We start from the raw sequence: 19264 nt of genomic DNA on the forward strand, positions 1-19264 counted from the left end.
CTCACCGAGTCCAGCGAAGATTGCGCGCCCGAGGATGTCGCGTGCAGCACAGTCGCAGCGGGTCGCGTATCCCTTACTCAGCAGGCAAGATGTTCCGAACACATCCCTGAGGGTCGCCTAAGGCGCTCGGCCGACCAGGCCGGATGAGCTGTTCGGGCGCACCGACCAGATCCAGGAGAGCGACATGGCCGACTTCAAACCCGGGCTGGAGGGCGTCGTCGCCTTCGAGACCGAGATCGCCGAACCTGACCGCGAGGGTGGCGCGCTGCGCTATCGCGGGGTCGACATCGAGGATCTGATCGGCCAGGTGTCGTTCGGCAACGTGTGGGCGCTGCTGGTCGACGGCCGGTTCGGGCCGGGCCTGCCGCCGGCGGAGCCGTTCCCGGTGCCGGTGCACTCCGGTGACATCCGCGTCGACGTGCAGTCCGCGGTCGCCATGCTGGCCCCGTACTGGGGGCTCAACCAGCTGTTGGACATCTCCGACGAGCAGGCCCGCGAGGATCTGGCCCGGGTCTCGGTGACCGCGCTCTCCTTCGTCGCCCAGTCCGCCCGGGGCCTCGGCCTGCCGGCGGTGCCGCAGAAGGAGATCGACAAGGCGCAGACCATCGTCGAGCGGTTCATGAAGCGCTGGCGCGGTGAGCCCGACCCGCGGCACGTGAAGGCCGTCGACGCGTACTTCATCTCGGCTGCCGAGCACGGCCTGAACGCGTCCACCTTCACCGCTCGCATCGTGGCCTCGACCGGCGCGGACGCGGCTGCCTGCATCTCCTCCGGCATCGGCGCCCTCTCCGGTCCGCTGCACGGTGGCGCCCCGTCCCGGGTGCTCAGCATGCTGGAGGCGGTGGAGCGCAGCGGCGACGCGGAGGGCTACGTCAAGGGCGTACTCGATCGTGGTGAGCGGTTGATGGGCTTCGGCCACCGCGTCTACCGGGCCGAGGACCCGCGCGCCCGCGTGCTCCGGCGTACCGCCAAGGAGTTGGGCGCGCCGCGCTTCGAGATCGCCGAGGCGCTGGAGAAGGCCGCCCTCGCCGAGTTGCAGGCCCGCCGCCCGGACCGGGTGCTGGCCACCAACGTCGAGTTCTGGTCGGCTGTGGTGCTGGACTTCGCCGAGGTGCCGGCACACATGTTCACCTCGATGTTCACCTGCGCGCGGATGGGCGGCTGGAGCGCGCACATCCTGGAGCAGAAGCGCCTCCAGCGGCTGGTGCGCCCGTCCGCCCGCTACGTCGGCCCGGAGACCCGCAAGCCGTCCGAGGTCGAGGGTTGGGGCGCGGTCCCGCACGGCGTCTGAGTTTGTGAAAGGGCCCCCGGTCGACGCCGAGCGTCGACCGGGGGCCCTTTGCTTTACCGCCGGGCGGAGGTGACGTCGAGGTGTGGCGAAGGCCTCAGACCTGCCCGCCGGGGCCCGGCTTCCGCCGATCGGTCCGGGTGCGAGGATGGGGGCCGGCAGTGTCGCCGGGCCCGCCCTCGCCCTTGTGGAAGGATCTTGAAGACCGTGGCTGACGCACCGACCATCCGGATTCCCGATGACATCAAGCCCGCCGACGGACGTTTTGGCTGCGGCCCGTCCAAGGTCCGTCCCGCGGCGGTGTCCGCGCTGGCCGAGGTCGCGACCAGTTACCTGGGCACCTCGCACCGGCAGAAGACGGTCCGTGACCAGGTGGCCCGGCTGCGCTCCGGCATCGCCGAGTTCTTCTCGCTGCCCGAGGGCTACGAGGTCGTGATCGGCAACGGTGGCACCACCGCGTTCTGGGAGGTCGCCACCTTCGGCCTCATCCGCGACCGGGCCCAGTTCGCCAGCTTCGGCGAGTTCGGCGCCAAGTTCGCCAAGTCGGTGAAGGACGCGCCGTTCCTGGGCGAGCCGACGGTCCGCAAGGCCGAGGCGGGCAGCGCGCCGATCCTCGTCGCCGAGTCCGGCGTGGACGTGTACGCGACGCCGCAGAACGAGACCTCGACCGGTGTGGCGGTCCCGATCAGCCGGGTGGCCGGCGCGGACGAGGGCGCGTTGCTGCTGGTCGACGCGACGTCCGGCGCGGGTGGCCTGGAGGTCAACGTCGGTGAGACCGACGTCTACTACTTCGCCCCGCAGAAGTGCTTCGGCTCCGACGGTGGCCTCTGGTTGGCCCTGATGTCGCCGGCCGCGCTCGACCGGGCCGCCGAGATCAAGGCGTCCGGGCGCTACATCCCCGCCTTCCTCGACCTGGTCACCGCGATCGACAACTCGCGGCTGGAGCAGACCTACAACACCCCGGCGCTGGCCACCATCTTCCTGGCGGCCGAGCAGACCGACTGGATGAACGCGCAGGGCGGCCTTTCCTGGGCGGCGAAGCGCACCGCCGAGAGCGCCGCCACGGTGTACGGCTGGGCGGAACGCTCCACGGTGGCCACCCCGTTCGTGACCGACCCGGCACTGCGCTCCAACGTGGTCGCCACGATCGACTTCGCCGACGGGGTGGACGCCACGGCCATCGCGAAGGCGCTGCGCGCCAACGGCATCGTGGACACCGAGCCGTACCGCAAGCTCGGCCGCAACCAGCTCCGGGTGGCGCTGTTCCCGGCCGTCGAGCCGGCCGATGTCGAGGCGCTGACCGCGTCCATCGACTACGTGGTCGAGCGACTCTGAGCTTCGTCACGGTCGGTGTCCGTCGGGGCCTCCACGGACACCGACCGTGATCATCGCCGCAGCTCAGTCACGACATGCGGGGTGTCGCTTCCCCCACCCCGAGGCAGATGCGCGTACGGTGGTCGGAGACGCCTGGGTGGCCGACTCGTGGCGTGCGGCCAGCGAAGCGGGACGGAGGCAACGCAATGCGCCCAGTACGCTTCGTCGCCCTCTCCGAGGACGGCCATGCCCTGGTTCTCGCCGACGAGGTCGGGCGGTTGCTTGCGCTGCCGATCGACGAACGGATCTCCGGCGCGCTGCACGCCGAGCCGGGCGCGCCGCCGCTCGTGGTGGCGCCGACCGCGGCCGACCCGACTCCCTCACTGTCCCCTCGGGACATCCAGGCCCGCATCCGCTCCGGTGAGTCCGCCGAGGATGTGGCCCGGATCGCCGGCGTGCCGGTCGACCGGGTGCTGCGATACGCCGGTCCGGTGTTGCAGGAGCGGGCGATGCTCGCGCAGCACGCCCGCCGCACCCGCCTCAAGGGAGCGGAAAAGCCGACCCCGCTCGCCGAGGTGGTCAACGGCCGGTTGAGCCAGCACGGCATCGACACCGAGAAGATCTCCTGGGACGCGTACCGGCGTGACGACGGCACCTGGCGGATCATCGCCACCTGGCCGTCCGGCAAGGCCACCGCGCAGGCCATCTGGGATCTCGACAAGACCCGGCAGTCGGTGGCCCCGCACGACGACATGGCGCAGTATCTGTGCGCCGAGCGGCCCACGCCGATCCTCGGCCAGGAGCCTGCGCCGGAGCGGGGCGGGCACGCCCTGCCCGGTCCGTCGCGTGGTGAACCGAGCCGTGGCGGTCACGGGTTGCCGGCGGCGTCCGAGCACCCGCGTCCCGGTCGGGATCCGATCCGCGCCGGCCGCGACGCGCTGCTCGCCTCACTGGACCGTCCACTCGGCGCCTCGTCCGGCCGTGGTCTGGAGCCGCGCACTCCGGCTGCTCTCGCCGGGTCGGACGCGCCTCGGCAGCGGCCGGTCGGTGGGGGCGCTGCCGCGCTGCTCGGCGGTGGCCAGGGGTCGGCCTTCGACGACGACTCGGACGCACCCAAGGAGGTGCCGGCCGTGCCGTCGCTGGCGGTGCTGCGGCCCCGCCGGACGGGCGCTGCGGCGGCGGCGGCCGGCGGCGGCGAGTCCACCGACGCGAACGGCAAGCCGCGTAAGCGGTTGCCCAGCTGGGACGACGTTCTCTTCGGCAGCGGCCCGGCGGCGCGCGAGTCCTCCTGACGCTTTGCGCTGGACGGGTGGTGGTTCACCACCCGTCCAGCCAGGGTGCGGGGGCAGCCGGGCCGTGATCGACTCGGCTTCGCGGAAACCGGGCTGTCGACGCGAGCAGGAGGCCCCGATTTCCGAGAACCCGAGTGGATCACGACCTCGGGGCGGTCAGAGCGGCCAGGTGGCGAGCCGTTCGTAGCGTGCTGGTCGCGAGTCGAGGTGGCTACGCACCAGCAGCAGCTCGGCTGCCGGCCATTCCGGGCCCTGGTAGTCGTCGAGATCGGCCCGGTCGGCCTCGATGTCGGCCAGGTCCATCCGATCACCAGGCCGGGCGATGGTCAGGTGCGGGCGGAACGGCTTCTCGTCGTACGGCAGCCCGGCGTGCCGCAGCCGGGACCGGATCAGCCGGGCCAGCGCGTGCAGGGCTTCGACCTCGCCCCGGAGGTCCACCCAGAGCACCGTGGACCGATCCTGGCCGAACCGACCACCACCGCCGAGACTCAGCCGGGGCGCGGCGCTGCGGTCGTCCCGGAACGACTCCGCGGCCAGCCCGAGCGCGCTCTCCACCTCGACCAGCCGGGCGGCCTCGACGTCACCGAGGAAGGCCAGCGTGACGTGGAGGTGGGCCGGTTCGGCGAGTCGGACGTTGACACCGGCGGCGGCCGCCGCAGCGACCCGTAGGCGCGCGACCCGCGCGCCCAGGTGGTCGACCGACTCGGGACGGGGGTAGACCGCGACGAACAGCCGCACGCTCAGCGGTGCCGCTGCCAGTGCCCGGCCCTCGCCGCCGGCAGGCTCAGCCCGGCGGCGTGCAGCACACCCTCCACCCGGACCCGCTCGATCTCTTGGTCGACGCCGTCCAACTCGCCGAGGTGCTCGGTGATGTCGAGGGCTCGGCAGGCGAGGCGAAGACGATCGTCGTACGCCTGGAGCAGCGCACCGTGCCAGACCATCGGTCGGCCGGGGCCACCGAGCCGTTGGCCGCCCAGACGCCGCAGGTCGGCTGCGAGCTGTTCCAGGGGCCGACGGTCGATGCGGTCGAAGGCGCTGAGGTCGATGTCCCGGGTCAACGCGTCCGCCTCGATGGCGCGGTCGAGGCGCGCGATCGTGCGTTCCTCCCGCCGCCGCTCACGCCACTCGGACCAGCCGCAGACCACCCGGTCGACGATCTCGTCGTAGCAGAAGAGCAGGGCGAATATCGCCGGAAGACTGGCCATGGCGAGGAGCGCCAGGGCCAGCATCAGCGCGCGCTCGACTCCCACGCATCGACGCTAAGCCCCATCGTGCCCCCTCGCCAGCGGTTTGCGCGCATCCGCGCCATCCGCCGAAGACGGCGCGGACGGCGCGGACGCGCTTCGCACCCGTCAGCAGTCGGTGGACGTGACGTAGAAGCGGGGCATCGGCAGCACCCGGAAGCGCAGCCGGGCACCGGAGTGGCGCAGCTGCCAGGTGAGCGCGATCAGGGCGGTGGCCAGCGAGATGAGCCCGCCCATCCAGATACTGGCGCCAGCGCCGAAGTGCTCCGCAACCCAGCCGATCAACGGCGCGCCGACCGGGTTGGTTCCCAGGAACACCAGCACCCACAGGGCCATCACCCGGCCCCGGAAGGCCGCGTCCACGCCCATCTGGATGCGCTGGTTGGCGGCCTGGGCGAAGAAGACCATGCAGAAGCCGGTCGGCACCAGCAGTGCCACCACCAGCCAGTACGTCGACGCGAGGCCGACCAGGGTGCCGAAGCTGGCGCAGGCGATCGCCGCACCGAGCACCAACCAGACCGACGGGCGACTACGCCGGCCGGTGCCGCTGAGCGCGCCGCCGAGGGCACCGACGGCCAGGGCGGTGCTGAACAGGCCGAAGGAGGCAGCGCCGGTGTGGAACACCGTCTTGGCCAGCGCGGCCAGGGTGAGCTGGAAGTTGAACAACGACATGCCGATCACCGACATCATCGCCATCGGCATCAGCAGGTCGGGGCGGCGCCACACGTACCGCAGCCCGTCGACGACCCGTGCGGACGCCCGCTCGTCGCGCGGCAACAGGGCGTCGCGGTGCAGGTCGGCCGTCCGCATTCGGACCACGTTGACCAGGGGCGCGATCGAGCTGAGAGCGGTGAAGAGGAACACCGGGCCCACGTCGAACGCGGCGATGGCCAGGCCGGCGACGGCCGGGCCGACGATCCGGGCGGAGTTGAACACGGCCGCGTTCAGCGACAGCGCGTTGGGCAGCAGGGGCGTGCCGACGAGTTCGGAGACGAACGCCTGACGGACCGGAGTCTCGACGGCGTTGGCCGTGCCGAGCAGCGCGGCGAAGGCGAAGACGTGCCAGAGCTGCACCAGGTCGGTGAGGACCAGCACGGACATGCCGAGCGCCAGCAGGCTCCAGAACGTGTTGGCGGCGAAGAGCAGCACCCGCTTGTCGTACCGGTCGGCGAGCCGGCCGGAGAGCAGGGTGAGCAGCAGCACCGGGGTGAACTGACACGCGGTGACCACGCCGAGCGCTGTCGCCGAGTTGTCGGAGAGCTCGAGGACGAGCCAGTCCTGGGCGATGAACATCATCCAGACGCCGATCAGTTTGATCAGCTGCCCGGATGCGAAGAGGCGGTAGTTGCGGACCTGTAGGGACTGGAACATCGTGCTCAGCTTGGCCTGCACTCTTGGTGCGCCTCCTTAAGGACGTACGCGTCATCGACAGGTGACGGCACGGACCCGGTGGCGCCGGGCGCGGCTCAGGCGCGAGCGAGCTGCTGGAGAATCTGGGCTGCCCTCTGCAGGGTCTCCCGTTCGTCCTCGTCGAGCGCGGCCAGCCGGTGGGCCAGCCATTCGTCGCGGGCCCGCTCGAACTGGTCGAGCACGGCCTGCCCCCCTTCGGTCGCCGCGAGGATGACCTGCCGGCCGTCGGTCGGGTGGGGTGTCCGCCGCACGAGGCCGCGGTCCTCCAACTTCCCGACGATCTTGGTCATCGTCGGTGGCTGCACCCGCTCGACGTCGGCCAGTTCCCTGGGCGTCAGCGCGCCCGCCAGCCGCAGGCTGGTGAGCGCGGAGACCTGGGTGACTGTGAGGTCGCCGACCGGCCGGGCCTGGCGGACCCGCCGGTTGAGTCGGGTGATCGCATCACGCAACTGGGGAGCCAGTCGCGCCGGTGGCACGCGTTCCGCCGTCACCGTCCGCTCCATCACGTTAGTTAGCTTAACTAATGAGCCTGGCTAACGACATCTCATATGACCAGGCTCACGAGGACATTGGTGCAGTTCCGGGCGGGGAATCCCGTTCGACTCCCCGCCCGGACGACCGTCAGAGCACCAGGGACTCGATCGGCCCGCGCAGGAAGTACAGCACGAACAACGCGGCCACCCCGTACAGCAGCGGGTGGATCTCGCGGGCCTTGCCCTTCGCCAACTTGACCACCACGAAGGTGATCAGGCCGGCGCCGATCCCGTTGGAGATCGAGTACGTGAACGGCATCAACACGATGGTGAGGAACGCCGGAATGGCGATCTCGTAGTCGGACCAGTCGATCGTCCGCACCGCTGTCATCATCAGGAAACCGACCACCACCAGGGCCGTCGAGGCCGCCTCGAACGGCACGATCACCACCAGCGGCGCCAGGAACATCGCCAGCAGGAACAGCACGCCGGTGACCAGGTTCGCCACACCGGTCCGGGCGCCCTCCGCGACACCGGCGGCACTCTCGATGTACGACGTGTTGCTGGACGTGCTGGCCGCGCCACCGGCCGCCGCGGCGATCGAGTCGACGAGCAGGATCTCCTTGGCCCGCGGCGGGGTGCCCTTCTCGTCGAGCAGGCCACCCTCCTGGCCCACGGCCACCATCGTGCCCATGGTGTCGAAGAAGTCCGTGATCAGCAGCGTGAAGACGAACATCAACACGACCACCCAGCCGGCCCGACCCCACGAGTCGAGCACGTTGAACTTGCCGAGCAGCGACAGGTCGGGCAGGTCCACGACCGTCTTCGGCAGCTCCGGCACGTTCAGCGACCAACCCTTCGGGTTGGGTTGACCGTTGACGAACGACGGGCCGATGTTGCCGATCGCCTCCACGATCACCGCCAGCACCGTCGAGGCGAGGATGCCGATCAGGATCGCGCCCCGCACCCGGCGGACCACCAGCACCAGGGTGATCAGCAGACCCACCACGAAGACCAGCATCGGCCAGCTCACCAGCTTGCCGCCGATGCCCAGACCGACCGGGACGGTGGTGTTGGCCTCGTCCGGGATCCGCCGGACGAACCCCGCGTCGACCAGGCCGATGATGGTCAGGAACAGACCGATACCGACGCCGATCGCGGTCTTCATCTGGGTTGGCACCGCGCGGAACACAGCGGTCCGCAGACCGGTCAACACCAGCACCGCGATGATCACACCCTCGATCACCACCAGGCCCATCGCGTCGGCCCAGGTCATCTCGGGGGCGATCTCGTACGCCACCAACGCGTTGACGCCCAGACCGGCGGCCAGCGCCAACGGGAACCGGCCGACGACACCCATCAGGATCGTCATCAGACCGGCGACCAGCGCGGTGGCGGCAGCCAGCGCGGGAATCGGGAGGGTCTTGCCGTCACCGTCGACGGCACCACCCAGGATCAGCGGGTTGAGCACCACGATGTACGCCATCGTGAAGAAGGTCGCCAGGCCACCGCGTACCTCGCGGCTCATCGTCGAGCCACGGGCGGAAATCTCGAAGAACCGGTCGAAGCCGTTACGCGGTTGAGCGGGGTTGGGAGGTGTGCCGTTCTCGGGCGGCGCTACTGCCATCAGGTCCTCGCAGGTGATCTTCCGGTTGTCGCGCGCATCGTCCCAGATCAGCGACGGGCAGGGGAAGTCAGTCGCGTACGCTTGCCGGATGCCGAACGAGCAGCCACCGCGGCCCGCACCGCTGGACCCGCCGATGGTGCCGTTCGCCCTCGCCGGGTTGATCGCGTGGGCGGTCGCCGGGCTGGTCCTGCTGATCTTCTTTCGGGGCTGGCTGACCGACAACGGTCACCAGAACTGGCTCTGGACCTGCCTCGCCGGGTTCCTGTGGGGCTTCCCGGGGCTAGCCGTGATGATGCGGCACGACGCCAACCGACGCCGACGCCGCGCGAGCTGAAACGCCCGCCGCGAACGGTCAGGGATGCCCGTACGGCTCCGCCGGCTCGGCGTCCTCCACCGAGCCCGGGGCACGGCTGACCGACATGGCCTCCACCGCGCTGTCGTCGTACACCGTGGGTAGTTCTTCGACGGCGGTCTCGGCCGCCTCGATGAGCGTCTCCGAGTGCGCGCCGCAACCGTGGTCGGCGCTCACCACCCGGCCGTCGTCCGGGGCGAAGAAGTTGCCGCACGCGCCGAAGGCCTGCCGCATCGCACCGGCCAACGGCAGGTAGAAACCGCAGCTGCCGCAACGGGCAGCGGCCGGAGCGGCGGTGGAGATCGGAGCGTCGGGGCCGTGGTCACCGTCGTACCAGCGCTGCGCCGCCTCCATGCGGCCCTCGCGGGAGAACACCCGCGCCCGCCCGAGGCCCAACTCCCACGCGGTCTCCTCGACCGCCGGATCGTCGGAGAGCAGGTAACCGGGGACCAACCGGTCGTCGTCCGGCGGAGTCGGCAGCAGATCACCCGGACCCAGGTCGCCCGGCTTGAGGCGCTCCTGCCAGGGCAGCCAGCCGGGCGCGAGCAGCGCGTCGGGCCCGGGCAGCAGCACCGTCTCGCAGATGGTCACCGTCTTGCTGCGCGACACCCGGGTGACGGTGACCGCCCACCGCCAACCCCGGTAACCAGCGAGGCGGCATTCGAAGTAATGGGTGACCAGCCGTTCACCTTCGGCCACGACCTGCAGGTGGTCGCCGACGTCGTCGGCGTCGACCTCGGTGATGCCAGCGCGGGCCACCTCGACGGCGGCGGCGCAGACCTGGTCGAGACGGGCGGCACGGGTGGAGGCGGGCCTGGTCACCCGACCATTGTTCCCCATGCGCCCCGCAGGGGTGACAGGGACTCCCGGGGAACCTTTCCGCGCAGTGGTGTGGGCGCGCCCGGATCAGATGGGCGAGGATGGTGCACATGCCGTCGTACTCCCGCTCCGAGCGATCCCTCCTCGGGCGGACGGTCGGCACCGGCATTCGCGCCGTTCGTCTGCTGTTCCGCGGTTCGGTGGGCAGCGGCCGCTGGGTGACCCGCCGGGCCGGTCGGGCCCGGGCCCGGGGCGCCGGCGGCGAGGTCGGCATGGTGCGCCTGTTCGACCTGCACGCGCTCTCCTGCGCCGGTGACACCCTGATCGCCATCGGCCTGGCCGGGACGATCTTCTTCAACGTGCCGCTGGGCGAGGCCCGCAGCAAGGTCGCGCTCTACCTGCTGGTGACCATGGTGCCGTTCGCCATGCTCGCCCCCGTGGTGGGCCCACTGCTCGACCACTTCCGGCACGGCCGGCGGTACGCGCTGGCCGCGACGATGCTGGGCCGCGCCTTCCTGGCCTGGTTGATCTCCGACTACATCCATGGATTCGGGCTCTATCCGGCGGCGTTCGGGGTGCTCGCGCTGTCCCGGGCGTACGGCGTGGCCCGGTCCGCGGCCGTGCCCCGGTTGCTGCCGGAGGGCCTCGGTCTGTCCCAGGTGGGAGCCCGGGCCAGTGTCTACGGCACGGTCGCGGGCGCGCTCGTCGCTCCGATCGGGTTGGCCGCGTTCTGGTTCGGGCCGCAGTGGCCGCTGCGCGTCGCGTCGGTGATCTTCCTGGTCGGCATGGTGATCTCCCTGCGCCTGCCGCCGAAGGCCGACTCGGAACCACCGGAGCGGGTCCCCCGGCCACTGCGCGCGCTGGGCCGTCACCGTGGCGACCGACCGCTGGGCCGGGGTCGACCCGCCGGCCGCCTGGTGATCGCGACGCTGATCGGCGCCGCGACGCTCCGCGCGGTGTACGGCTTCCTGCTGCTCTTCCTCGCCTTCGCGATCAAGAAGGGCGACCTGACCACTGTGGCGTTCGGCCGGGATCTGGGTGCCGAGTGGGCGTTGGGGGCGGTCGGCGGGGCGCTCGCGGTCGGCACGTTCCTGGCCACCGCCATCGGGACCCGTCTGCGCATCCACCGGCCGGCCGCCATCCAGTCCAGCAGCATGATCATCGTGGCCGGCGTGGCGGTTCTCGCCGTCATTCAGTTCTCGCTGGTGATGGTCGCCCTGCTCTGCCTGGTCGCGGCCCTGGTCAGCGGGATATCGAAGCTGGCCGTGGACGCTTCGATCCAGGAGCGCATTCCGGAGCGGCTGCGGGCGAGTTCCTTCGCCCATTCGGAGACGGTGCTGATGCTCGCCTTCGTCGCGGGTGGAGGGCTGGGGCTGGTCCCGTTCAACGGTCGGATGGGCATCGCGGTGGCCGCCGGGGTCGGCGTCCTGGCCGCGATCCGGGGTGTGCTGGTAGCCGCCCGGCTGCGGGGCGAGAAGCTGGCCGGCCGGCCGCTCGGTGACGACGAGCTGACCGAGGACGAGCCGGCCGACGAGCCCGCTGATGTCGCGCCCACCTCGCCGGCCCCGACCCAGGCCAGCTCGCCACGGTACGACGACCCGGGCCTGGCTCCTCCCGGCTACCACATCTACCGTCCGTCCTCGGCGGTCGGCGGCCCGGGTGGCGGGGCGGACGACGAGACCCGCCGCGAATCCCCCGGCTCGGTCTCGTGACCGGTCTGCTGGTGGTGACGGCGGTCCCTGCCGAGGCGGAGGCGGTCCGCGCCGGCCTGACCGACCACACCGTGACCGTGACACCGGTCGGCGTGGGCCCGGCCGTTGCCGGTGCCGCCACCGCCCGGCTGCTGGCGCTGGCCGAGGCCGCCGGCCGCCCCTACCGTGCGGTGATCAGCGCGGGCGTTGCCGGCGGCTTCACCGGGCGGGCCGAGGTCGGCGACACCGTGCTCGGCACCGCCAGCATCGCCGCCGATCTGGGTGCCGAAGCACCGGACGGGTTCATCCCCGTCGACGAACTGGGAATGCCGCCGGCGATGCTGGGCGTCGGCGGCGTGGTACCGACCGACCCGAGCCTGCTGGCGGCACTGCGGGCCGCGCTCCCGGCGGCCACGACCGGGCCGGTGCTCACCGTCAGCACTGTCACCGGCACCGCGGCCAGCACCCGGGAGCTACGCCGAAGGCATCCGGAGGCGGTCGCCGAGGCCATGGAGGGGTACGGAGTGGCGGTCGCCGCTGCCCAGGCCGGGGTGCCCTTCGCCGAGTTACGCACCATCTCCAACCCGATCGGCCCACGCGACCGGGACGCCTGGCGGCTGCGCGAAGCCCTCGCCGCCCTGACCACGGCAGCACCCGCGCTGCGTTGACTAACCTTGGGGCGGACGGACCTCGAGGGCGAGCGCCGACGGCCGACCCGCCTGTAGCTCGAACCCACAGGCGAGCAGGAAGTCAACGGCGCCACCAGCGGCTGTCGCGTGTGCGGTGTGGATGCCGGCCACTGCCATCTCCCTGGCCAGCAGCCCGATCAGTTGACGCCCGATGCCCAGGGTCCGCAGACCGGGAGCGACGACAACGCCCTCCAACACCAGCTCACGTCGGTCACCCCAGTCCTCGCCGAGGAGCAGGTCCACGCTTCGCTCATGAGCTCTCAACTCACCGACCGGCCCGGCCCCGGGCAGTTCGGCAAGGAGTCGCCACGACGTGGCCGGCAGCCCTTCGGACGCACGCCGATACCGCACCTGGGCCCTCGTCTGGTGGCGCATCCGTCGCTCGTCCCGCCGCGTGCGATCCAGGTCGTAGGTCAGCTCCGGGACACGCACCGGCCACAGCCGTTCCGGGAGGGTGTACGAGTGCACCCACCAGGCTCCCGGCCAGTCGCGGAGGGTCAGAACACGACGGACGTCGAGATGCGCCGGGTACCGGCGACCTGCCTCGTCCCGCAGCTCGGCCTCCCGCTCCTCGTCGGGGGCGGCCACCGTGCTCGCCGTCTCGCTCGCCGGGACGCAGCAGTGGTCACCGGGCAGCTTGAGGGCGAGGTCGCCGCCGACCGCACGGACGAGCCGCTCCACCGTCCGGAAGGACGGCCTGGCGCCTTGCCCCGCCTCGATGCGCGCCACGGTGCTCTTGGGTATGCCGGAGCGCTCAGCCAGCTGCCGTTGGCTCAGATCGACACGTCGACGCAGGTCCCGAAGGGCTGCCCCCACGTCGACGGCGTCCTCACCGGTAGTCACAGGTCCATGCTTTTCCGCGACCCCTTCGGCCGTCAACAGCAACGGTCGAGCTGTGGACAACCCTGTGGATAACGCCGTTGTCGCTGTGCATACCTCGTTCAGCGCCTGTAGAGCTGCCCCATAGGTGGGGCATGCCGACGGACGTCGGATCAGACCACCACACCGCTGATACCGGCCGCACCGCTGACTAGTCGAGCCGCCCACCGCCGACCCGTGCTGCCCCAAAGATGGGGCAGCTCTACAGGCAGCGACACACTTCCTGGCAGCGGCTGGCGCGCAGGTTGTGGGCGGCCGGACCAACACCAGCGCGGGCCGAGACGGCGGGTGACCCGACCCGCCAGACCCGTCACGGATCACAGTGGGCGGGGTGGGCACGGGCCTCGGGGCGGGGGCAGGGCTAACGTGAGGGGCGTGGCGCTCTCCCTGGCGATCTCGCCCTGCCCCAACGACACGTTCGTCTTCCACGCGCTGGTGCACGGTCGGGTTCCCGGCGCACCGCCGGTGGAGGTGACCTACGCGGACGTGGACGTCACCAACACGGCGGCCGAACGAGGCGCCTTCGACCTGGTCAAGGTGAGCTTCGCGGCGCTGCCCTGGCTGCTCGACGACTACCACCTGCTGCCCTGCGGTGGCGCGCTCGGTCGTGGCTGTGGCCCGCTCGTGCTGACCAGGGGCGACCGCACCGACCTGACCGGCGCGACGGTGGCGGTGCCGGGCGACCGGACCACCGCGTACCTGCTGTTCCGGCTCTGGTCGGCCGGGCAGCCGCCGGCCCGGATCGAGGTGGTCCCGTTCCACGAGATCATGCCGGGCGTCGCGGCCGGGCATTACGACGCGGGGCTGGTCATCCACGAGGCCCGGTTCACCTACCACCGGCACGGCCTGAGCGCGCTCGTCGACCTCGGCGAGTGGTGGGAGGCCGACACCGGCCTGCCCATTCCACTCGGTGCGATCCTGGCCCGACGCGGCGCCGTCGACCCGGAGGCCGCAGCCGGCTGGGTCCGCGAGTCCGTCCGGCAGGCGTGGGCCGACCCGGCCGCCAGCCGGGAGTACGTGTTGGCGCACGCCCAGGAGATGGAACTCGACGTGGTGGACCGGCACATCGGTCTCTACGTCAACGAGTTCACCGCAGACCTGGGTGAGGCCGGTTTCGCCGCGGTGGCGGCACTGCTCGACCGGGCCGCCACCGCCGGCCTGGTGCCTCAGACCTCCAGCTCGCGCGCCACCGCGTGGACCAGCTGAGCGATCTTCTGCGCGGTCTTCTTGTCCGGGTACCGGCCCCGACGCAGGTCGGGCTGGACCTTGGCCTCCAGCACCTTGATCATGTCTTCGACCAGGCCGTGCAGCTCCTCGGCCGGTCGACGGCGCAACTCCGCCATCGACGGCGGCGCGTCCAGCAGCTTGACACCCATGGCCTGCGCGCCCCGACGGCTGTCCACCACGCTGAAGTCGACCCGTTGGCCACCCTTGAGGTCGGTGACACCCGCCGGCAACGCCCCCTTGGGCAGGAACACGTCCCCGCCCTCGTCACTTGTGACGAAGCCGTATCCTTTGGCCGTGTCGTACCACTTCACTCGACCCGTAGGCACCTGAAAACCCCTGCTTCACTTGAGCCGCTACTGCTCCAAGGCTAGCTGGATCATGCCGTCGAGTGCCGCTGGGAATTCGGTGAGCCGATCCAGCACCACTTCCGCGCCCGCCGAGCGCAGCTCGTCCCGGGAGCACGGGCCGGTCGCGACAGCGATGCCGGGCACCCCGGCCGCTGCCGCCGCCACCATGTCCGCGACATGGTCACCGACGTAGTGGGTGGCCCCGTGCTCGCGTAGGGCGGTCGCCTTCTGCTCGGCGAACAGGTCACCGGCCAACTCGTCGACCTCGAGACCGAGGTGGTCCAGGTGCAACCGGGCCAACCGGCCGATCTTGGACGTGACGACCAGCACCCGCCCACCCCGCGCACGGATCGCGTCGATGGACTCCCGGGCGCCGGGCAGCAGGAGCGTCGGGGTGATCGCGTACGCCGGGTACAGCTCGCGGTACAGGAGCACAGCCGACTCGACCTGCTCCGGCGGGAACCAGTGCGCGATCTCGGTACGCAGCGGCGGCCCGAGGCGGGACACCGCCAGCTCGGCGTCGATCGGCACGCCGGTCTTCGCGGTCAGCGCGCGGTAAGCCGCGGCGATGCCGGGGCGGGAGTCGACCAGGGTCATGTCGAGATCGAATCCGACGGTCAGTGCGGGCATGCCGAAAAACGTACCCGGCGACTCCCCTCCGGCCGAACGTCCGAGGGGCGCGGAAGCCCGCTGCCGGGCTAGCGTGGAAAGACGATGACCACCTCACTCGCCGACCACCTGCGGTCGCTGCCCGACGAGTCACTGGCCGCGCTCCTCCAGCTGCGGCCCGATCTCGTCGTACCCGTGCCAGCCGACGTCTCCGCCCTGGCCATCCGGGCCCAGTCCCGGGTCTCGGTGGCGCGTGCGCTGGACGGGCTGGACCAGTTCACCCTCCAGATCCTCGACGCCGCCCGCCTCACCCGGAACCCGGACGACGGCACCACGGCCACCGACGCCGTCCTGGCCATGGCGACCTCCGGGCCGCACCCGCCGGCTCCGACCGCCGTCCGGGCCGCCGTGGGTCGGCTGCGCGCACTCTTTCTGCTGTACGGCCCGGAGCACGCGCTGGAGGTGGTGCCCGCCGTCGACGAAGTCGCCCCGTACCCCGCTGGGCTCGGCCGGCCGGCTGCGGAGCTGGACCCGCGCACGGCCGCGCTCTGCGCGGACCCGGCGAAACTGCGCCGGACGCTGCTCGCCGCCCCGCCGTCGGCCCGGGCGATCCTGGACCGCCTGGCTGCCGGCCCGCCGGTGGGCAGCGTGCCCCCGGGCGCGTTGCAGGCACCACCGCTCGGCGCTGAGGATCCGGTGCTCTCCGACCCGACCAACGGTGGTGCCCCGGCCGGCTCCCCGGTGCGTTGGCTCGTCGACAATCGGCTGCTGGTCCCCGTGACGACCGGATCGTCGACGGCCAGCGGCACGGTGGAGCTGCCCCGCGAGGTCGGGTTGCTGCTGCGCCGCGACAGCGGCCCTCTCGGCCCGCTGCGCACCAGCCCACCGCCGGTTGCCGGCGCGCCACGCGAACCGAAAGCCGTCGACTCGGCCGGCGCCGGGCAGACGATGGAGGTGGTCCGGAACACCGAAGGGCTGCTGGAGCAGCTGGCCGACGAACCCGCGCCGGTGCTGCGTTCGGGTGGCATCGGGGTACGGGACCTGCGGCGGCTGGCGCGCGCCGCCGGGCTGGACGAACCGACGACAGCGCTGCTGCTGGAGGTGGCGTACGCGGCGGGGCTCCTCGGCGAGTTGGAGATCCCGGGCGCGGCCACCGGCCGGTACGGGGCCGATCAGCAGGTGCTGCCGACCGGCGGGTACGAGGTGTGGCGGGCCGCCTCACTGGCCCAACGCTGGGAGCAGTTGGCCCGGGCCTGGCTGACCATGACCCGGCAGGTGGGGCTGGTGGGCCGCCGGGACGACCGGGACCGACCGATCACCGCGCTGTCCTCCGAGGCCGAACGGGCGAGTGTCCCGGGCGTCCGGCGGGCCGTGCTCGGCGTGCTCGCCGACCTGGAGCCGGCGACCGCGCCCACCCCCGACGAGGTGCAGGACCTGCTCGACTGGCGGGCGCCACGACGCAGCCGGGGCCGGGACGCCGCGCATCGGGAGGTGCTGGCCGAGGCCGCGCAGTTGGGTGTCACAGGTCTGGGTGCGCTCACGTCGTACGGTCGGCTGCTGCTGGGTGACCTGACGTCGACCGACGAGCGGGGCGGCGAGGATCCGCTGGGCGTACACGCGGACGTCGAGAGCGGCGACCCGTCGGGTGCCGCCCGGGCGTTGGACGCGCTGCTGCCCGCACCGGTCGACCACTTCCTGGTGCAGGCCGACCTGACAGTGGTGGTGCCCGGCCCACCCGAACCGGCGCTCGCCGCCGAATTGGAGGCGATGACCGAACTCGAGTCGGCCGGCGGCGCCAGCGTGCACCGGGTCACCACGTCGAGCGTGCGACGTGCGCTGGATTCCGGCTACACGGCCGACGACCTGCACGACGTGTTCCGACGGCGGTCGCGTACCCCGGTGCCGCAGGGCCTCACCTACCTGGTGGACGACGTGGCCCGTAAACACGGCGGGCTGCGGGTCGGTCTGGCCGGGGCGTACCTGCGCAGCGACGACGAGACCCTGCTCAGCGAGGTGCTGGCAGACCGCCGGCTGGAGTCGATGGCGCTGCGTCGGCTCGCGCCGACGGTGCTGTGCACGCAGTACCAGGTGGGTCGGTTGCTGGGTGCGCTGCGCGACGCCGGGTACGCCCCGGTGCAGGAGGACGGCACCGGCAGCACGGTGCTGGCCCGGCCGCGGATCCGCCGGGCCCCGGCGCGGGTGTCGGTGACCACCCGGACGCTCGACCCGTTGGTCACCCCGAAGCTGCCGATGCCACGGCTGCTCGGTGTGGTGGAGCACATCCGCAGGGGTGAGGCGGCGGCGCGGGCGGCCCGGCGGGCGCCGGCGGTGGTGCGTGGCGGTGCGGCGGGGCTGGGCGGTGGCCCGGTGCCGGCTCACACGCACAGCGAGGCCCTCGCGGTGCTCCAGCAGGCGGTACGGGACAAGGCGCTGGTCTGGGTCGGTTACGTCGATGCTCACGGGGCGACCGCGTCCCGCCTGGTCAAGCCGGTCTCGATCGGTGCCGGCTATCTGCGCGCCGAGGACGAACGGACCGAGATGCTGCACACGTTCGCGCTGCACCGGATCACCGCGGCGGTGCTGGCGGACTGACCGGTTCGTACGGCCGACCGACGACGCCACCGCGGGCGTTGCCGGTCAGCGGCGGCTGCGGCGGACGGTGCCGACCACCGAGATGACCAGAAGTAGCGCGAAGCCGGCGCCGGCGGACTCCCCGACCGAGTCGACGAAGCCCTGCCGCAGCACCAGCCATCCGAAGAGGAACCACCCGAGGAGGAGTGCCGCCGCGACGGCGTACGCGATCACCGTCGCTCGGGACACCTCGTCGGGTGGTGCCTGCTCATGTTCCGTCATCACGTCACGGTCGACCGTCATACCCAGCCTCCCCGCCCGGTCTGGCCCTGGACTCCCAGGGTGACACTCGTTGGACCGGTCGGACAGGGGTTAAACCCCCGATTCGCGGCCGTGTCGGTCAGGTGCCGGGACGGCGGCCGATCAGCACCACCCGGGTGCCGACCTTCCCGAGTTCCCACATCCGGACCGCGTCGACGTGCAGAAGGTTGACACAGCCGTGCGAGCCGATGGACGTGTCGTGCAGGTAGGTGGTGGTCTCGTGGAAGCCCATTCCCTGGGTGAAGTGCTGCCAGTACGGCAGCCACACCTCGTACGGGTCGGACCACTCCTTGGGATTGCGGAAGTTGACGGTGAACGTGCCGGCCGGGGTGCGGTAGCCGGACATGCCGGTGCGGGTCACCGTCGGCTCCATGATCACCTTGCCGCTTCGGACCGCCCAGACGGTCTGCCGGGTCAGGTCGACGCAGAACGTGGTGCCGGTGCCGGCCTTGCACCGGCTCGGATCGGTGGTGGCGAGGCGCTGGGCCACGTCGAGGGTGGTCGGTCCGGCGCGACCCTCGACGGGGCGAATGCCGTACCTCTTCTGGAACTTCTTGATCGCGGCGCAGTCGGCGGCGGACTGCCGGCCGTCCACGGTGACCGTCCCGAACCCGCCCAACTGGGCCAGGTACGTCTCCACCTGGCGCTGGTGCTGGCCCTGCGGGCAGCCGGCGACTGTCGGCGTACCCGTGCTGGGGGTTGGTTTGGGTGTGACGCTGCGAGTGGGTTTCGGCTTGGGTTTGGCTGTGGCGGAGGTGGGTGCGACCGGCGTGGGCCGGTCGCGCTGGTCCGGCCCGGGCGCGCCGCTCGCCCCCGTTGCCTTTTCCGCCGCGCCGGCTGGGGCGGCTCCCCCGCCACCACTCCCACCGGACTGCGGATCGAACGTGCACGCACCGGAACCGACCAGCACGACCACCAGCAGGGCGACCAGCCGGGAAGTGTTGCAGACACGCTTCATGGCACCTCCCCAGACATTCGCCCCTTTGCTAGACGTTCGTGAGTGCCGTCACGGTTGCACCTGGTGAGCAACTTTCTTTGGACATCCCGGCCCGTGCAACACTGGATGGTCGGCCATCTGCGGGTATGCGACCCGCCAGGGCCGAAGACCGAC

19 protein-coding genes are annotated in these 19264 nt (G+C 71.7%); 8 read left to right on the forward strand and 11 right to left on the reverse strand.

Annotated features, from left to right (window positions below; genetic code table 11):
• The first annotated feature begins 184 nt into the window (after positions 1-184).
• From O3438_RS20120 to sepH, 3 genes are all read left to right on the forward strand, one after another.
• Positions 185-1291 (forward strand): citrate synthase 2, encoded by a 1107-nt coding sequence (locus O3438_RS20120; protein WP_269681396.1) that lies wholly within the window; start codon positions 185-187, stop codon positions 1289-1291.
• 204 nt (positions 1292-1495) lie between these two features.
• Positions 1496-2623, forward strand: coding sequence for a phosphoserine transaminase (gene serC, locus O3438_RS20125; protein WP_269681397.1), 1128 nt, complete (start codon positions 1496-1498; stop codon positions 2621-2623).
• A gap of 185 nt (positions 2624-2808) precedes the next feature.
• Positions 2809-3894: a septation protein SepH gene (sepH, locus tag O3438_RS20130; RefSeq protein ID WP_269681398.1), complete on the forward strand. Its 1086-nt coding sequence runs from the start codon at positions 2809-2811 to the stop codon at positions 3892-3894.
• 156 nt (positions 3895-4050) lie between these two features.
• Here the strand turns inward: sepH and thpR are convergent, their stop codons facing one another.
• From thpR to O3438_RS20155, 5 genes are all read right to left on the reverse strand, one after another.
• Positions 4051-4632, reverse strand: a complete 582-nt coding sequence (gene thpR / locus O3438_RS20135) for an RNA 2',3'-cyclic phosphodiesterase (protein ID WP_269681399.1) — start codon at positions 4630-4632, stop codon at positions 4051-4053.
• 2 nt (positions 4633-4634) lie between these two features.
• Positions 4635-5144: a hypothetical protein gene (locus O3438_RS20140; RefSeq protein WP_269681400.1), complete on the reverse strand. Its 510-nt coding sequence runs from the start codon at positions 5142-5144 to the stop codon at positions 4635-4637.
• Between the two features lie 102 nt (positions 5145-5246).
• Positions 5247-6530, reverse strand: a complete 1284-nt coding sequence (locus tag O3438_RS20145; protein ID WP_269681401.1) for an MFS transporter — start codon at positions 6528-6530, stop codon at positions 5247-5249.
• A gap of 74 nt (positions 6531-6604) precedes the next feature.
• Positions 6605-7054, reverse strand: a complete 450-nt coding sequence (locus O3438_RS20150; RefSeq protein WP_197699303.1) for a MarR family winged helix-turn-helix transcriptional regulator — start codon at positions 7052-7054, stop codon at positions 6605-6607.
• Positions 7055-7169: 115 nt separating this feature from the next.
• On the reverse strand, positions 7170-8648 hold the full coding sequence (locus tag O3438_RS20155; RefSeq protein ID WP_269681402.1) for an NCS2 family permease: 1479 nt from the start codon (positions 8646-8648) through the stop codon (positions 7170-7172).
• Between the two features lie 88 nt (positions 8649-8736).
• Here O3438_RS20155 and O3438_RS20160 point away from each other — a divergent pair, with 88 nt between their 5' ends.
• Positions 8737-8982, forward strand: a complete 246-nt coding sequence (locus O3438_RS20160; protein WP_145786020.1) for a DUF2530 domain-containing protein — start codon at positions 8737-8739, stop codon at positions 8980-8982.
• Positions 8983-9000: 18 nt separating this feature from the next.
• Here O3438_RS20160 and O3438_RS20165 read toward each other — a convergent pair whose 3' ends face one another.
• Positions 9001-9840 (reverse strand): DUF3027 domain-containing protein, encoded by an 840-nt coding sequence (locus O3438_RS20165; protein WP_269681403.1) that lies wholly within the window; start codon positions 9838-9840, stop codon positions 9001-9003.
• 89 nt (positions 9841-9929) lie between these two features.
• Here O3438_RS20165 and O3438_RS20170 point away from each other — a divergent pair, with 89 nt between their 5' ends.
• Both O3438_RS20170 and O3438_RS20175 read left to right on the forward strand, forming a co-directional pair.
• Positions 9930-11531: an MFS transporter gene (locus O3438_RS20170; RefSeq protein ID WP_269681404.1), complete on the forward strand. Its 1602-nt coding sequence runs from the start codon at positions 9930-9932 to the stop codon at positions 11529-11531.
• Complete coding sequence (locus O3438_RS20175) at positions 11528-12178, forward strand: futalosine hydrolase (protein ID WP_269681405.1); 651 nt, start codon at positions 11528-11530, stop codon at positions 12176-12178. Before O3438_RS20170 ends, O3438_RS20175 begins: the two co-directional genes overlap by 4 nt.
• Here O3438_RS20175 and O3438_RS20180 read toward each other — a convergent pair whose 3' ends face one another.
• Entirely contained in the window at positions 12179-13042 is an 864-nt protein-coding gene (locus O3438_RS20180; RefSeq protein WP_269681406.1) for a helix-turn-helix domain-containing protein, read from the reverse strand. It lies immediately after the preceding gene.
• A gap of 411 nt (positions 13043-13453) precedes the next feature.
• On the opposite strand from O3438_RS20180, the gene O3438_RS20185 reads away from it, so the two are divergent.
• On the forward strand, positions 13454-14284 hold the full coding sequence (locus O3438_RS20185; protein ID WP_269681407.1) for a 1,4-dihydroxy-6-naphthoate synthase: 831 nt from the start codon (positions 13454-13456) through the stop codon (positions 14282-14284).
• Here O3438_RS20185 and O3438_RS20190 read toward each other — a convergent pair.
• Both O3438_RS20190 and O3438_RS20195 read right to left on the reverse strand, forming a co-directional pair.
• On the reverse strand, positions 14245-14631 hold the full coding sequence (locus tag O3438_RS20190; protein ID WP_088986676.1) for a cold-shock protein: 387 nt from the start codon (positions 14629-14631) through the stop codon (positions 14245-14247). The two genes, O3438_RS20185 and O3438_RS20190, sit on opposite strands and share 40 nt — an antisense overlap.
• Positions 14632-14658: 27 nt before the next feature.
• The gene (locus tag O3438_RS20195; RefSeq protein WP_269681408.1) at positions 14659-15282 is read right to left on the reverse strand and encodes an HAD family hydrolase; all 624 of its coding nucleotides are present in this window, start codon (positions 15280-15282) and stop codon (positions 14659-14661) included.
• An 84-nt stretch (positions 15283-15366) separates the two neighbouring features.
• Here O3438_RS20195 and O3438_RS20200 point away from each other — a divergent pair, with 84 nt between their 5' ends.
• The gene (locus O3438_RS20200; RefSeq protein ID WP_269681409.1) at positions 15367-17853 is read left to right on the forward strand and encodes a helicase-associated domain-containing protein; all 2487 of its coding nucleotides are present in this window, start codon (positions 15367-15369) and stop codon (positions 17851-17853) included.
• Between the two features lie 45 nt (positions 17854-17898).
• On the opposite strand, the gene O3438_RS20205 is transcribed toward O3438_RS20200, so the two are convergent.
• Positions 17899-18135, reverse strand: coding sequence for a hypothetical protein (locus O3438_RS20205; protein WP_269681410.1), 237 nt, complete (start codon positions 18133-18135; stop codon positions 17899-17901).
• A gap of 97 nt (positions 18136-18232) precedes the next feature.
• Positions 18233-19111 (reverse strand): L,D-transpeptidase family protein, encoded by an 879-nt coding sequence (locus O3438_RS20210; protein ID WP_269681411.1) that lies wholly within the window; start codon positions 19109-19111, stop codon positions 18233-18235.
• Positions 19112-19264 lie beyond the last annotated feature (153 nt).

The organism is Micromonospora sp. WMMC250 (assembly GCF_027460215.1).
In the GTDB taxonomy this organism is placed as follows: domain Bacteria; phylum Actinomycetota; class Actinomycetes; order Mycobacteriales; family Micromonosporaceae; genus Micromonospora; species Micromonospora taraxaci.